This is a genomic window from Serratia sp. AKBS12 (assembly GCF_024793895.1).
Taxonomy (GTDB): domain Bacteria; phylum Pseudomonadota; class Gammaproteobacteria; order Enterobacterales; family Enterobacteriaceae; genus Serratia_F.
In genome coordinates this window covers 34,957-50,086 of sequence record NZ_JANUSB010000015.1, presented here as the reverse complement: position 1 = coordinate 50,086, position 15,130 = coordinate 34,957, and the positions used below count along the sequence as shown (strand labels likewise).

The window sequence follows — 15,130 nt, the reverse complement described above, 5'->3', positions numbered from 1 at the left end:
CTCACGGATTCATAATGCTATTGCCGTATTGCCTGTCGGCAGCGTCGTAATAATAACCCTGCTACTTAATCTGCTTATCGATCGACGTCAGCATGCCGCGCAGTATATTCAGCTCCTGCGCTTCCGGGCGCGCACGGGTAAACAGGCGGCGCAGGCGGCTCATCACCTGCCCTGGATGCGTTGGGCGGATAAACCCGGTGGTCGACAGCGTCTGTTCCAGATGCTGATAGAAACGTTCAAGGTCGTCGACCAGAGGATAAGGTGCTTCTTGCGGCGTCGGCGGCGCGTCTGCCTGCTGACGTTCGAGATATGCCACGCGCACGTCATACGCCAGGATCTGGACCGCCATCGCCAGGTTCAGCGAGCTGTAATCCGGGTTGGCCGGGATGGCAACGTGATAATGACATTTTTGCAGTTCGTCGTTGGTCAGGCCCACGCGCTCGCGGCCGAAGACCAGAGCCACCGGCGCCTGCTCGCCTTCCTGAACCGCACGCACGCCGCATTCACGCGGTTCAAGCATCGGCCAGGGTAGCGTGCGCGAACGCGCGCTGGTGCCAACCACCAGACTGCAGCCGGCAATGGCTTCATCAAAGGTATCGACGATGGTGGCGTTACCGATGACGTCACTGGCGCCGGCGGCCAGCGCAATGGCTTGCGAATCGGGTTTTACCAGCGGATTGACCAGATAAAGGTTGGTCAGGCCCATGGTTTTCATGGCCCGGGCGGTCGAGCCCATGTTGCCGGTATGAGAGGTTTCTACCAGAACAATGCGAATATTGTGCAGCATACAAACTCTGAGCGTAGCGGAAAATCGTAGCATCTTAACACAGGATGAAGGACATTAGGTATTTTGCCGAACACCTGCTATACTTCGCGCCGTTTCCTGTTCTTTAACATCCTAGTTGGAAGATACCCATGCATCCGATGCTGACTATCGCCGTGCGCGCTGCGCGCAAGGCCGGTAACCTGATTGCCAAAAACTACGAGACCCCGGACGCCGTTGAAGCGAGCCAGAAAGGGACTAACGATTTCGTCACCAACGTCGATCGCGATGCAGAGCATCTGATCATTGACGTTATTCGCAAGTCTTATCCGCAACACACTATCATCAGCGAAGAACGCGGTGAGCTGGTCGGCGAAGATCAGGATGTACAATGGGTGATCGATCCACTGGATGGCACTTCAAACTTCATCAAACGTTTCCCGCATTTCTCCGTTTCCATTGCCGTGCGCATCAAAGGCCGCACCGAAGTGGCGGTAGTTTACGATCCAATGCGCAACGAACTGTTCACCGCGACTCGCGGCCAGGGAGCTCAGCTCAACGGTTTCCGCCTGCGTGGCACCAATGCCAAAGACCTTAATGGCACTATCCTGGCGACCGGTTTCCCGTTCAAGCTCAAGCAACATGCGACCCCTTACATCAACGTCGTCGGCAAACTGTTTACCCAGTGTGCGGATTTCCGTCGTACCGGCTCTGCCGCACTGGATCTGGCTTACGTGGCCGCCGGCCGCGTTGACGGTTTCTTCGAAATCGGCCTGAAGCCGTGGGACTTTGCCGCCGGCGAACTGCTGGTGCGTGAATCCGGCGGTTTGGTCACCGACTTCGTTGGCGGCCATAACCACTTCAGCTCCGGCAACGTTGTTGCAGGCAATCCGCGCGTAGTGAAGGCCATGCTGTCCAGCATGCGTGAAGAACTGAGCGAAGCGCTGAAGCGTTAAAAACGCCGGTGGGCTTATCACGTCCGAAGCTGCTTGACTATTGAAGCGCTGCTGTTGCAGCGCTTTTTTTATGCCCGTTAGCGGGAGAAGGGCCGCACGCCGCTGCCGAATTCCGGCACCGCGCTGGTGTACAACAGGATGCCGGCAAACAGCAGAATCACTCCACCGGCCAGTGCCAGGGTTCCCCAGGCCACCGCGCTCCAGGCGGCCGGCGTGCGAGTGCCGCTGATGCGCACCGCCAGACGACGACTGTAATGTACCAGCAGCGCCAGCAGCGAAATGGTTATCGAGGTGCCCAGCGCCATCGCCAGCGCGGAAACCACGCCCCAGAAAAATACCCCGATCACTTTGGCAAACAGCAGCACCAATATCGCGCCGGAGCATGGCCGCATGCCCATCGCCAGCACGATCGCCAACTGGGTACGCCAGCCGCCGCCGGCCTGCAATTCACGGTCGGTTGGCAAATGACGATGGCCGCAACCGCATTCGGCGCTATGCACGTGATCGGCGGGCAACGGCTGCACCGCGCGAATACGCATCGCCGGCGCTGGGCGCAACGCGCGGATCGCGGTGAACAGACGCCGCAGCGCGCGCCAGCTCAACAGGACGCCAAGCAGCACTACCAGCAGATAGCTGCCCTGTTCCAGCCAGAAACTGCTTTGGTGCAACTGGCGTGACGACAACGCCAGCACTCCCAGCATCAGCGTGACCAGGCCAATCGCCACCAGCCCCTGTACCAGCGAAGCGGCAAAGGTTAACCGCAGGCTGCTTTTCAGTCGCGCCGGGTGCGTCGCCAGATAGGTAGCGATCACCACTTTGCCATGACCGGGGCCAAGGGCGTGCAGCACGCCGTAACCGAGGCTGAACAGTACCAGCGCCATGCCGGCCTGCTGCGGCGCGGCATCAACCTGCTGTAACAGACCAGCCATGTGCTGATTGAGTGCTTTTTGCCACACCACGCTTTGCAGCTGGATTTGCGGCCAATAATGCCACACCAGCCGCGCGCCGAGCGCAAACAAGACGGTAAACAACAGTAACGGCCACAGGCTGAAGGCCCAGTGACGCCGGCGGCCAGCGGCGCTGCCGAGATTCATTGACATTGCAGAATAATCCGTTGTGCGAACTGCTGACCGAGCTGCATGTCTTCTCCGGGAGAGTCATTTTTATCGAGCGACAGCGCATACGCCTGCAGCGACGCATCCGGCTTCGGTGTCATCAGTTTGAACTGGCATTGCTGCGCCATATCCGGCGACAGATGAATAGCAGATTGATTTTTATAACTCATATCAACAAAGAAGGTCGGATCGTAGGTGGCGATGTCAAACGGCTTGCCCGCCAGCGGCTGCGCGTGCGCCAACGGCAGTACAAACTCCAGCACCGCATTGTGGCCACGGCGCGAAAGGTGATATTCCGTTGGCAAATTCACGTATTTTACCGGCTTGCCGTCACGATAGATGTCGGTGAAATAATGCTGCCCGAGCACGTTGGCCATCACTTCCGCCGCCAGCTTCTTCCAGATCTCCGAATCGCTTTTGGCATTGCCCGCGTCGTACAGCAGATCTGCCGAGGTGATCTCATCCATAACCCACACCATTCTCAAACCGACCAATTGACGATCCTTGGCAATAAAGGTGGTGGTCATATCTATAAAGCTGTGCGGATGGGCGGTGGCTGCCACGCTGTACAGCACCGTCAAACCGGCCAGCAGATTTCGTAGTTTTAGCATTAAGCGACACTCATTATTGTTATAAAGTAACATAACCTGGAGCGAAATCTCCGCTCAACGGCATAATAACTGTGACGAAAGTTGTAAGCCGAAGTAAAAGCAGGCGCACTGTCCGTGTCACGGTAATGCCTTTTGCTATGCTTAGGCATAATTTCAACGTTACCTGCTAGAAGGTGATATGAGCCTGGACACCTCTCCTGTGCCTGAGCTCTCCGGTCAACAACGGCGCTGCCAACTGCTCTTGATGCTGTACGCACCGCTGCCCACGGTACAACTGGAGACCATCAGCCAAATCAACGGCGTCGAGCTCCCCATTACCCGGCAAGATATAGCCGAGGTCGCCAGCGAAATCCAGCGTTTCCACCATTTGGACATCGCTGGCAATCCCGACGATGGCTACCAGATTATGGGAAGCACGCTGAATAAGCGCCTGTGCCTGATTCACTGGTTGCGGCGTGCGCTTCGTTGCTGTCCGCAGTTTGTCGATAGCGCATTCAGCCCGCGGTTGCTGCAGGCGCTGGGAGCCGATGCCCAACTGCTCGCACGTTTACTGCGCGGCATTGATGACTGCACCCAGTGGCTTGCCCGTGAACTCGACGCCCGCGACCGGCAATTCTTGCAGCATTATCTTTGCTACTGCTTATGGGAAAGCGCCTGTCAGCGCCACCCGCAGTTCAACGATCGCCAACGCGCCTGGCTGCATCAGAAAGCAGAATGTCAGGCCGCAAGCGTATTATCACAGACGCTGATGGCGCTGTCTGCCGCTCCACCGAATGACAGCGAGCAGGATTTTCTGGTGCTGCTGTTTACCATGTTGAAGAACCACAGTTACGAAAGCAGCGATTCCGCAGAAGATTTACGCCTGATGACTGCCATTGAGCAGATGGTGGAGCGCTTTCAGCAGATTTCCGGCATGAGCTTCAGCAGCAAAAAAGATCTGATCACCCATCTGTTTGCCCATCTGGCGCCTGCCGTCGAACGCTGTCAGTTTGCTATCGGCATCGACAATATGCTGCTGGAAGAGGTGATGCGTAAATACCCACGCCTGATGCGCACTACGCTGGAGGCGATGGCACCGCTCGAGCAGGAATACGACATTCATTTTTCGCGCGAGGAAGCCGGCCTGATAGCCATTAGCTTCGGCGCATGGCTGATGCAAGGCAACGCATTGCAGGAGAAACAGGTGTTGCTGCTGACGCTGGACGATCCGCAACTGGAAGAAGAGCTGGAGTACCAGATCCGGGAGTTGACACTACTGCCGTTAAATATCAAGTATCTGTCGCTCAGCGAATTTCACGATTCCGGCGCGCCGCAGGGCGTGGCGCTGGTCATAACCCCCTACGCCACCCCGCCACACGCGGCACAGCCACCGCTGATCCACACCGTATTACCGCTGGAGCGCGGACAACGTAAAACTATCCGCGCGCTGCTGGAATCACCTTAGCGAATGGCTGACCGCGGCGGCCGGCGGGCGGACAAACAACGCCGGCACCACTATCGCTGCCATCACCCAGAACACGCCGGCTTGCAGATGTTCGAACAGGAAACCGGCAATCACCGTCATTACGGCAATACCACCGCCCATCGCCAACGCGGAATAAACCGCTTGCAGCCGGATCACCTCCGCTCCCTGGCGCGCGGCAATGAAGCGCATCGCCGCCAGGTGGCAGACGGTAAAGGTGCCACAGTGCAAGACCTGTACCAGCAGCAGCCAGCTCAGCTCGGTGGTCGAGGCCATCAACCCCCAGCGCAATATGCCGCAGCAGGCTGACAGCAACAGCAGATTGCGGGCGTTCCAACGGCGAAACAAAACATTGCTGCTGGCAAAAATAATCACCTCCGCCACCACCCCCAACGACCAGAAGTAGCCGATGGCAGAAGCCGAATAACCGGCTTCCTGCCAGTATATGGAGGCAAAACTGTAATAACCGGCATGGGCACCCTGTAACAGGGTGACGCACAGCAAAAAACGCCAGACCGGCCCTTCGCTGAGTAATTCACGCCATGAGCGGTTGGACACATCATGCGCGCGAGCCTCGCCTTGCGGCATGACACTGGGTTTGAGCAACATGCCAAGCAGCATCGCCATCAGGCTGAAAATCAGGCTGAACAGGATGGCATTGTGGCCCCAGACCGACACCAGTTGCCCGGTGAGCGCCGAACCAATGACAAACGCCAGCGAGCCCCATAGGCGCACGCGCCCATAGTCCATGGAGATCTGTTTTTGCCAGGTGGCGGCTAATGCGTCAGTCAGCGGCACCAGCGGCGAAAAAAACAGGTTAAAGCCGGCAATCACCAGCATTAGCCAACCCCAGCCATTGCCAAAACAGAAGCCAACGGCAAAGGCCAGCGTCAACAACGCCAGAATGCGTAATGCAGTAACCAGATTCGAAGGATCTTTAACCCGTGGGGCGATCAGTAAACTGCCGAGAAAACGCGCCACCAGCCCGGCTCCCAGCAACATGCCGATGGTATCGGCTTCCAGCCCTTCGCCTTTTAACCAAACGCCCCAGAACGGGAGGAAAATGCCATAAGAAAAGAAATAGGTGAAATAGCTGAGAGACAGCCAACGCGTTGATTGCAGAACCATGTTCCCTCCGGTGTGTGGGCAATACTTTGACAGAGCTCACATCAGCTAGCAATCATGATTCATATCCACCGAACCATAGTGTAGAGCAGTTCACACTTTGCCGGTTATCGGCGTAAAAAAACCCGCCGCAGCGGGTTTTATTGATACCAATCGGACTTAGGCGTAAACCGGCAGGCGAGCGCAAATATCCAGTACTTTCTGTTTGGTGCGTTCGATGGTGGCTTCGTCGTTGATATTGTCCAACACGTCGCACATCCAACCGGCCAGCTCGCGAACTTCCGCTTCCTTGAAGCCGCGACGGGTTACCGCCGGCGTACCGATACGAATACCGGAGGTCACGAACGGGCTCTTCGGATCGTTTGGCACGCTGTTTTTGTTAACGGTAATGTTGGCACGACCGAGGGCTGCATCCGCTTCTTTACCGGTCAGGTTTTTCTCTACCAGATCCAGCAGGAACAGATGGTTGTGAGTGCCGCCAGAAACCACTTTGTAGCCGCGATCCAGGAACACTTCTACCATCGCCTTGGCGTTGTTGGCCACTTGCTGCTGGTAAACCTTGAACTCTGGCTCCATGGCTTCTTTCAGCGCGACGGCCTTGCCGGCGATCACGTGCATCAGCGGGCCGCCCTGCCCACCAGGGAACACCGCGGAGTTCAGTTTCTTGTACAGGTCTTCGTCGCCGCCTTTTGCCAGGATCAGGCCGCCACGCGGGCCGGCCAGCGTCTTGTGGGTGGTGGTGGTAACGATATGCGCGTGCGGCACCGGGTTCGGGTAGACGCCAGCGGCGATCAGACCGGCCACGTGCGCCATGTCAACGAACAGGTACGCGCCGATGCTGTCGGCAATTTCACGCATTTTGGCCCAGTCGACCACGCCAGAATAGGCTGAGAAACCGCCGATGATCATCTTCGGTTTGTGCGTCTGTGCCTGCCTTGCCAGATCGTCATAGTCGATTTGGCCTTTTTCGTCGATGCCGTAAGGCACCACGTTATACAGTTTGCCGGACAGGTTGACCGGAGAGCCGTGGGTCAGGTGGCCGCCGTGCGCCAGGTTCATGCCCAGAATGGTGTCTCCCGGCTGCAACAGCGCGGTGTAGACAGCAAAGTTGGCCTGAGAGCCGGAGTGTGGCTGAACGTTGGCATAATCCGCGCCGAACAGCTCTTTGGCGCGATCGATAGCCAGTTGCTCAACGATATCGACGTATTCGCAACCGCCGTAGTAACGCTTGCCCGGGTAGCCTTCAGCGTATTTGTTGGTCAACTGGGAACCCTGAGCCTGCATGACACGCGGGCTGGTGTAGTTCTCAGAGGCAATCAGCTCGATGTGCTCTTCCTGACGCACCACTTCTTGCTCCATTGCGCGCCACAGTTCGGCATCGTAATCGGCAATGTTCATTTCACGCTTTAACATCCGGCTTCTCCTGACTTGAATCCCGCTAACTAAAAAATCACCAAATAACTACCCGTTTGGGTTCTGGGCAACAGTGTAAACTGTTTTCACCCGTCGAAGATAGGTCTTGACAGAGGTTTTTACGCAAACGATTGGCTTTAGCTGCGACAAGGCTTTGATCCATCAAACACGTGCGTTATTCAACGGACATTTCCTCATGTTGCCAATGGGCTTTTTTCATGTTCTGTGAAGCGGATCGGCGATTAACAAACACTTAACAAAAAAGTGGGTATTTACAAGACGGACGCAACCTTATAAGATGCATTTAAAATGCATCATTATATAAGATCGGAACATTGCACAAAGGAGTGCCACCATGCTGGATAGCCAAACCATCGCCACCGTAAAGTCCACCATCCCCCTGCTTGCCGCCACCGGGCCAAAGCTGACTGCGCATTTCTACGATCGCATGTTCGCTCATAATCCTGAGCTGAAGGATATCTTCAATATGAGCAACCAGCGTAACGGCGATCAGCGCCAGGCGCTGTTTGATGCCATTTGCGCCTACGCCAGTAATATTGAAAACCTGGCGGCGCTGCTGCCTGCGGTCGAGCGTATTGCGCAAAAACACGCCAGTTTCAATATTCAGCCGGAGCAGTACCAGATTGTCGGTACGCATCTGTTGGCAACGCTGGACGAAATGTTCAGCCCGGGGCAGGAAGTGCTGGACGCATGGGGCAAGGCTTACGGCGTATTGGCCAACGTATTTATCCAGCGTGAAGGCCAGATTTATCAGGAAAGTGCTACCGGAGACGGCGGCTGGCGCGATCGCCGCGCTTTCCGCATCGTGAAAAAGCAGCCGCAGAGCGAGGCAATCAGCAGCTTTATTCTGGCGCCGGTCGACGGTGGCCGCGTGGTTGATTTCAAGCCAGGCCAGTACCTGGCGGTGTATATCAACCACCACAGCATTGAACACCAGGAGATCCGCCAGTATTCACTGACTGCCGCCCCGAACGGCGAATTTTATCGCATCGCGGTAAAACGTGAAGAGCACGGCATCGTGTCCAACTACCTGCATCAGCAGGCAAAAGAAGGCGACGTGATTGAGATCGCACCGCCACACGGCGACTTTTTCCTCGATATCTCGCCGTCGACGCCGGTGGCGCTGATTTCCGGCGGCGTTGGCCAAACGCCGATGCTTGGCATGCTTAACGCACTGTACAACAATCAGCACCAGGCTGAGGTGCATTGGCTGCACGCTGCAGAAAACGGCCGCGTCCACGCTTTTGCTGACGAGGTTGCCGACATTGCAACACGCATGCCAAACCTGAGCCGCCATGTGTGGTATCGCCAACCGAGCGAGAACGACGTTGAAGGCCGTGATTACCAATCACGCGGGCTGATGGATCTCGGCACCGTTCGCGCTTCGCTGGATAACCCCTTGATGCATTATTACTTCTGCGGCCCGGTGGCGTTTATGCAATTTGTCGCGCAGCAGTTACTGGCTATGGGTGTTAACGTCGAGCGCATTCATTATGAATGCTTCGGCCCGCATAAGGTGCTGTAACTGCCGCGCCCTGGCGCGACACAATAAAAAAACGGGCCAGCGTCGCCCGTTTTTTTATGCCGGAAGCGATGGCTTAAATAGCTTCTTCGTCCTGCTCACCGGTGCGGATACGCACCACGCGCGCCACGTCAAACACGAAGATCTTGCCGTCACCAATTTTGCCAGTCTGGGCAGTTTGCATGATGGTTTCAACGCAGGTATCAACGATATCGTCGGCCACCACGATCTCGATTTTCACCTTGGGCAGGAAATCGACCATGTATTCCGCACCGCGATACAGTTCGGTATGCCCCTTCTGCCGGCCAAAGCCTTTAACTTCGGTCACGGTCATGCCGGTAATGCCGACTTCAGCCAGCGCTTCACGCACGTCATCCAGTTTGAACGGCTTGATAATAGCGTCGATCTTTTTCATCTAGTTTCCTCGCGCCTATCCACTAGGCTATTTTCTGGTCATTTTGCGCCAGGGCAGTGCTCGGACGACTCACGTACTGCCTGTACGCTGCGGCCCTGCGCGCTGTCCGCGCCCAAACTGACGGCGACAATGACGCCTATTGAATAGGCGCTTCAATTACCAATTTTTGCGGCCAAAGCCGGATGTGATCGGGTAGCGACGATCCTTGCCGAAGTTGCGGGCAGTGATGCGCGGCCCGACGGCGGCCTGACGACGCTTGTATTCGTTGATATCCACCAGGCGGATCACTTTACGCACGATCGCCTCATCGAAACCGGCGGCGACCAGATCGGCCACCGACATATCGCGTTCGACGTACCCTTCCAGAATGGCATCTAAAATATCATAAGGCGGCAGGCTGTCCTGATCGACCTGATCCGGCGCCAGTTCGGCGGACGGCGGACGATCGATCACCCGCTGCGGGATCACGTACGACACGGTATTGCGGTATTCCGACAGCTTGAACACCAGGGTTTTCGGTACATCTTTCAACACATCAAAGCCGCCGGCCATATCGCCGTACAGCGTGGCGTAACCCACCGCCATTTCGCTCTTGTTGCCGGTGGTCAGCACGATGCTGCGCCGCTTGTTCGACAATGCCATCAGCACCACGCCGCGGCAGCGCGCCTGGAGGTTTTCTTCGGTGGTATCGCGTTCGGTGCCGGCAAACATCGGCGCCAATTGCCCCATAAAGGCGTCAAACATCGGCTCGATGGAAACAACGTCAAACTCGACGCCAAGTATCTCGGCTTCTTCTTTGGCGTCGGCAATGCTGATATCGGCGGTATAACGGAACGGCATCATCAACGCCTGCACTTTTTCCTTACCCAGCGCATCCACCGCAATCGCCAGCGTCAACGCCGAATCGATGCCCCCCGACAGGCCCAGTACCGCGCCTTTGAAACCGTTCTTGTTTACATAGTCGCGCACCGCCAGCACCAGCGCTTCGTAGATTTGCGCCAGCTGCGGCAATTCGGCGGCAGGCGCGGTCATTGGCACCACTTCACGCTCGTTGAACTGCAACAACGTCACCTGTTCGGCAAACGCTGCCAGGCGGTGGGTCATATTGCCTGCGGCATCAAACACCTTTGAACAACCGTCGAAAATCAATTCGTCCTGCCCACCGATCTGGTTCAGGTATACCAGCGGCAAATTGGTGCGCCGGCAGTGGCCAGCCATCAGCGTCTTGCGGATATACGGCTTCTCCCGGTTATACGGCGAGGCGTTAATCGACAGAACAATTTCTGCGCCGGCGGCTTTCGCCGCGTCAATCGGCTCGGGGAACCACAGGTCTTCACAAATCAGCAGGCCAAGACGGTAGCCTTTCAGCTCCACCACGCAGCTTTCCTGCCCGGCGTGGAAATAGCGTTTTTCGTCAAACACGCCATAGTTCGGCAACTGCTGCTTGAAGTAGCGCGCCCGCAGCTCGCCTTCGGCAAACAGCGACAACGCATTGTATAACCTGTCGCCTTCCCGCCATGGATGACCGACCAGGATCGCGACCTCGCCTGACGCCTGTTGCAGGCGGTTGAGCTGCCGGTCGCAGCGCTGATAGAAATCGTCACGATACAGCAGGTCTTCCGGAGGATAACCGGACAGCGCCAGTTCGGTGAACATAACCAGATCGGCTCCCGCCTTCTGCTGTTCCTGCACGATTTGCAACATGCGCTCGCTGTTGCCTTCAATATCGCCCACCAGCAAATTCAGCTGGGCTAACGCAATGGAAAGTGATCTGCTCATATTTCTATGGTCTGTTTCCAGGTCATGTGTTGCGAACCTGCCGAAGCACGTTCAGGAAAAAACATCATTCTTTAAAATCGTTGGCATCAAGTTCATGACGCGATAACAATTTATAAAACTCGGTGCGATTGCGGCCAGCCATGCGTGCAGCCTGAGTCACGTTGCCCTTGGTAATTTGCAGTAGCTTGCGCAGGTAATGCAATTCAAACTGGTTGCGCGCCTCGACAAAGGTCGGCAACGCGGTGTTCTCGCCTTCCAGCGCCTGTTCCACCAACGCTTCGCTGATCACCGGCGCCGAGGTTAATGCCACACACTGTTCAATCACGTTGACCAGTTGCCGTACATTGCCCGGCCAACTGGCGGTCATCAGGCGTTTCATCGCATCGGTAGAGAAACTGCGCACGAACGGCTTGTGCCGTTTGGCCGACTCTCTCAGCAGGTGGTTGGCCAGCAGCGGGATATCCTCGGCACGTTCGTTCAACGCCGGAATTTTCAGGTTCACTACGTTCAGACGGTAGTACAAATCTTCACGAAATTCATTCTTCGCCATCGCTTTCTGTAAATCACGATGGGTGGCGGAAATAATACGTACGTCGATATCCAGGTCGCGGTTGCTGCCCAGCGGCCGCACCTTGCGCTCCTGCAACACCCGCAGCAGTTTAACCTGAAGTGACAATGGCATATCGCCAATTTCGTCGAGGAACAGCGTGCCGCCGGCCGCCGCCTGGAATAGCCCTTCTCTGCTGCTGACCGCGCCGGTAAATGCCCCTTTGGCATGACCAAACAGCTCCGATTCCAGCAGCTGTTCCGGCAGCGCGCCGCAGTTGATGGCGATAAAGGCTTTCTTGGCGCGCGGACTGGCGCCGTGAATCGCCTGTGCCAGCACTTCCTTGCCGGTGCCGCTCTGGCCATTGATCAACACGCTGACATCTGACTGCGCCACCATTTTCGCCTGCTCCAACAAACGGAGCATGATTGGGCTACGGGTGACGATGGCTTCACGCCAGCTATCGTCGCCTGCCGGTATCGACAGCGACAGTGCGTCGTCGATGGCTTTATACAGCGCATCACGATCGACCGGTTTGGTCAGGAAACTGAACACCCCCTGCTGGGTTGCCGCGACGGCGTCAGGGATAGAACCATGGGCGGTAAGGATGATCACCGGCATGCCTGGCTGATGCTTCTGGATTTCGGCAAACAGTGCCATACCGTCCATTTCATCCATACGCAGGTCGCTGATGACCATATCGATTTTTTCACGCGCTAATAGGCGCAGCGCTTCCTGACCGCTTTCAGCCGTTGTGACATGAAAACCTTCACTGGTGAGGCGCATCCCCAGCAGCTTCAGCAGGCTGGGATCGTCGTCAACCAATAACAAATTGGCCGGTTTGCGGGCTGTCATTGCGCGTTAGGCTCCTTATTGGCAGATGGCGGCGCGTAAGTGTCTTCCGGTTCAACCGGCAGCGCGGTGCCCTTTTCCGTTGTGCCTTCCGGCTCGGCGCTCTTTGCCGGCTCGGCAGGTTTGGCTGCCGCACTCGGCTTGGCCTGGCTGGCGGCATTATCGGGGATCTCACCCTGCATTTGCTTGCGGGAAGAAAGTTGACGCTCGATATCCGTCAGGTTTTCCAATTTGCGTGAGGTATCCTGCAACTGGCTTTGCAGCCGAGCCTGGCTTTGGCGCAGCGTATCAATCTGGCTGTCGGTTGACTCTTGCAGATGTTGATAGCGGGCACGCTCATCGAACAGCGCAATTTGCAGCACCTGCTGTTGACGCCACAGTTGCAGCAGCGGCCGCAGCGTACTTGGGAAAGCCAGCCGGTAGTGGTTCAGACGATCGATCATCTGCCGGCGCTCCGCCGACGTCGGTTCGGCGCTGCCCAACAGGATGCTTTGCTTGAACATGCCATCCCATGCGGTACCAGGAATGGTTTTTGCCAGCGTGCGCGCCTGGGTAGAACCGATCCGGTCGGCGCAGTCCATGGCACGCAGCCAATACAGGGAGTTGTCCAACGCATCCTTTTCGTTGAGTTGCCACAGGGTATCGCACGGCGCGATACGGTAATCGACAACCTTGCTATCAGGAATCGCTTCCTGCTGCTGCGGCTCAAGACCGCTGCTGACGGCGCGATCGGCACAGCCGGCTAACAAAAACGGGGCAAAAAGAAGCGTGCCCAGAAAAGAGAGTGGACGCTTGCCGAGCGGTGCGCGCGCACTAGCACGCGTGGAACGTTCGATCTTGGTCAGACGAGCGCGTTGTGGCCATATGTACATTATTTATTCATTCTCGGCGGTTAATGGCAATTCAATTCGGAAGCAGACATCAGCGTCATCGACGTTGACCAACTGCAATTCACCGCGCATCCGGCGGATACAATCTTGTGCGATGCTCAGGCCGAGCCCGCTTCCTTTTACCGCCCCTTTCCGTTGCTGACTGCCCTGGAAAAAAGGCTCGAAAATCATGGTTTGTTCCGTTTCGGGGATTGGCGTGCCGGTATTGGCGACATCAATCTGCACCCGTTGCCCAATTTGGCGGCTACGAATCCAAATGTTACCGGATTCCTTGCCGTAGTGCACCGCATTGGAATAGAGATTATCCAGCACGCGCATTAATAGCGTAGGCTCTGCCCAGCAAATTTCGGCATCAAGCTGAATGTCGGTTCGGATCATCTTGGCTCGAGCCGGCAGGCTATGTGCCGCAACCACCATCTCGATCATCTCGCTCAGTTCGACGTTTTCATGCTCTGCCGGCCCATCCGCCAGCTTACGATTGTAGTCGAGCAATTGCTCGATCAGCTGCTGCAAATGACGGCTGCTGTGATCGAGGATGGTCACCACTTCTTTTTGGTCGGAGGTCAACGGCCCCGCCACTTCGTCCGCCAATAATTCGGTGCCTTCACGCATGCTGGCCAATGGCGTTTTCAGTTCATGGGAAATATGGCGCAGAAACTCATGACGCTGCGATTCCAGCCATGCCAGGCGCTCGCTCAGCCAGATGATCCGCTGTGCCAACGAGCGCAGTTCGCGCGGCCCTTTGAACGATGCCGCCGAACCCAGCGCACGTCCTTCGCCCAGGCGGTTAATCATCTGCTCCACCGCCTTCACCGGCCCGATAATCATGCGGGTAAACAGCACCACCAGCAGCACGCTGACCAGAAACAGCAACAGAGCCTGCCAGCCAAAAAACTGCCCGCGCTCGGCAATCGCCTGCTGCAGTTGCTGACCGCGCGAGAACACCACCGCGCGCGTCGCCTGTACCATTTCGGCATTGGAGCGCGAAAACGACTCCAGCAGGGTCGACGTTTCCTTATCGGGGCCGCTGCTTTGGCATTTGATGGTCGCCAGCTGCGTTAGCAGATCGCGCAACGTTTGATAATAGCGCTCATCCGGCAGGATCGGGGCATGGGCATCAAGCATTTGTGAATATTGTTTGCGCTGATTTTGATACAGGCGTTCCAGCGTCGGGTCAACCAGCACGCAATACTGACGATAGCTGCGCTCCATTTCCAGCGCCACGCTGGTCATCGCCTCACTGCGGCGGGCATCCACCAGGGTGGTGCGGTTGATATCGGCCGCCTGCGAACTGAGATGATTCAGACTTTGATAGGCTTGATATGCCAATACCAGCAATGGCAGTAACACCAACAGAAACGCCATCAGCACCAATTGGCGCAGCGAGCGGGGGAATAAACGCCATCTTTTCAACGAAATCATCTCATTGTCCCTTGTCTGCCCTGATGCTAACCGAGTCGTCGGCAAGAAAAAAGCCTGTAGGCGGATAATCCTGCATACGCGCTGCAAACTGCTTTACAGCGCCAGGCAACGTGCCACGCTGCTTTCACGCAGGTAAATCAGCAAGGAGAAGGATTGCAGGACGGCAAACAAACGGATTGACGAAGAAAACTGGCGGATTGACGCTGGGGCAGGACTGCCCCATCGCAAGGAATATGT

13 protein-coding genes are annotated in these 15,130 nt (G+C 56.6%); 3 read left to right on the top strand and 10 right to left on the bottom strand.

Going from position 1 to position 15,130, the window contains the following annotated elements:
- Positions 1-61: 61 nt before the first annotated feature.
- Entirely contained in the window at positions 62-787 is a 726-nt protein-coding gene (trmJ, locus tag NYE85_RS10140; RefSeq protein ID WP_259004604.1) for a tRNA (cytosine(32)/uridine(32)-2'-O)-methyltransferase TrmJ, read from the bottom strand.
- A gap of 128 nt (positions 788-915) precedes the next feature.
- Between trmJ and suhB the strand changes: the two genes are divergently transcribed.
- A complete protein-coding gene (gene suhB / locus NYE85_RS10135; RefSeq protein WP_039991838.1) occupies positions 916-1,719 on the top strand; it encodes an inositol-1-monophosphatase in 804 nt (267 codons plus the stop codon).
- A gap of 77 nt (positions 1,720-1,796) precedes the next feature.
- Here suhB and NYE85_RS10130 read toward each other — a convergent pair whose 3' ends face one another.
- Together NYE85_RS10130 and NYE85_RS10125 are read right to left on the bottom strand one after the other, a co-directional pair.
- A complete protein-coding gene (locus NYE85_RS10130) occupies positions 1,797-2,819 on the bottom strand; it encodes a nickel/cobalt transporter (RefSeq protein ID WP_259004603.1) in 1,023 nt (340 codons plus the stop codon).
- The gene (locus tag NYE85_RS10125; protein ID WP_259004602.1) at positions 2,810-3,478 is read right to left on the bottom strand and encodes a DUF1007 family protein; all 669 of its coding nucleotides are present in this window, start codon (positions 3,476-3,478) and stop codon (positions 2,810-2,812) included. The genes NYE85_RS10130 and NYE85_RS10125 overlap by 10 nt, the downstream gene beginning before the upstream one ends.
- A 145-nt stretch (positions 3,479-3,623) precedes the next feature.
- On the opposite strand from NYE85_RS10125, the gene csiE reads away from it, so the two are divergent.
- Positions 3,624-4,889: a stationary phase inducible protein CsiE gene (gene csiE, locus NYE85_RS10120; protein WP_259004601.1), complete on the top strand. Its 1,266-nt coding sequence runs from the start codon at positions 3,624-3,626 to the stop codon at positions 4,887-4,889.
- Here csiE and NYE85_RS10115 read toward each other — a convergent pair.
- Both NYE85_RS10115 and glyA read right to left on the bottom strand, forming a co-directional pair.
- Positions 4,881-6,035 (bottom strand): 3-phenylpropionate MFS transporter, encoded by a 1,155-nt coding sequence (locus NYE85_RS10115; protein ID WP_259004599.1) that lies wholly within the window; start codon positions 6,033-6,035, stop codon positions 4,881-4,883. The two genes, csiE and NYE85_RS10115, sit on opposite strands and share 9 nt — an antisense overlap.
- A 156-nt stretch (positions 6,036-6,191) precedes the next feature.
- Positions 6,192-7,445, bottom strand: a complete 1,254-nt coding sequence (gene glyA, locus NYE85_RS10110) for a serine hydroxymethyltransferase (protein WP_259004598.1) — start codon at positions 7,443-7,445, stop codon at positions 6,192-6,194.
- A gap of 355 nt (positions 7,446-7,800) precedes the next feature.
- Between glyA and hmpA the strand changes: the two genes are divergently transcribed.
- Positions 7,801-8,991 carry an NO-inducible flavohemoprotein gene (hmpA, locus tag NYE85_RS10105; RefSeq protein ID WP_259004597.1) on the top strand — a complete coding sequence of 397 codons (1,191 nt, stop codon included), beginning with the start codon at positions 7,801-7,803 and terminating at the stop codon, positions 8,989-8,991.
- 73 nt (positions 8,992-9,064) lie between these two features.
- Here the strand turns inward: hmpA and glnB are convergent, their stop codons facing one another.
- The 5 genes from glnB to NYE85_RS10080 all read right to left on the bottom strand — a co-directional run bounded on the left by glnB (position 9,065) and on the right by NYE85_RS10080 (position 14,893).
- Positions 9,065-9,403, bottom strand: a complete 339-nt coding sequence (gene glnB / locus NYE85_RS10100) for a nitrogen regulatory protein P-II (RefSeq protein ID WP_004847623.1) — start codon at positions 9,401-9,403, stop codon at positions 9,065-9,067.
- 156 nt (positions 9,404-9,559) lie between these two features.
- On the bottom strand, positions 9,560-11,182 hold the full coding sequence (locus tag NYE85_RS10095; RefSeq protein ID WP_259004587.1) for an NAD+ synthase: 1,623 nt from the start codon (positions 11,180-11,182) through the stop codon (positions 9,560-9,562).
- Positions 11,183-11,246: 64 nt separating this feature from the next.
- A complete protein-coding gene (glrR, locus tag NYE85_RS10090; RefSeq protein ID WP_259004586.1) occupies positions 11,247-12,584 on the bottom strand; it encodes a two-component system response regulator GlrR in 1,338 nt (445 codons plus the stop codon).
- Positions 12,581-13,453 carry a two-component system QseEF-associated lipoprotein QseG gene (gene qseG, locus NYE85_RS10085; RefSeq protein WP_259004585.1) on the bottom strand — a complete coding sequence of 291 codons (873 nt, stop codon included), beginning with the start codon at positions 13,451-13,453 and terminating at the stop codon, positions 12,581-12,583. Before qseG ends, glrR begins: the two co-directional genes overlap by 4 nt.
- A gap of 3 nt (positions 13,454-13,456) precedes the next feature.
- Entirely contained in the window at positions 13,457-14,893 is a 1,437-nt protein-coding gene (locus tag NYE85_RS10080; RefSeq protein ID WP_259004584.1) for a HAMP domain-containing sensor histidine kinase, read from the bottom strand.
- Positions 14,894-15,130 lie beyond the last annotated feature (237 nt).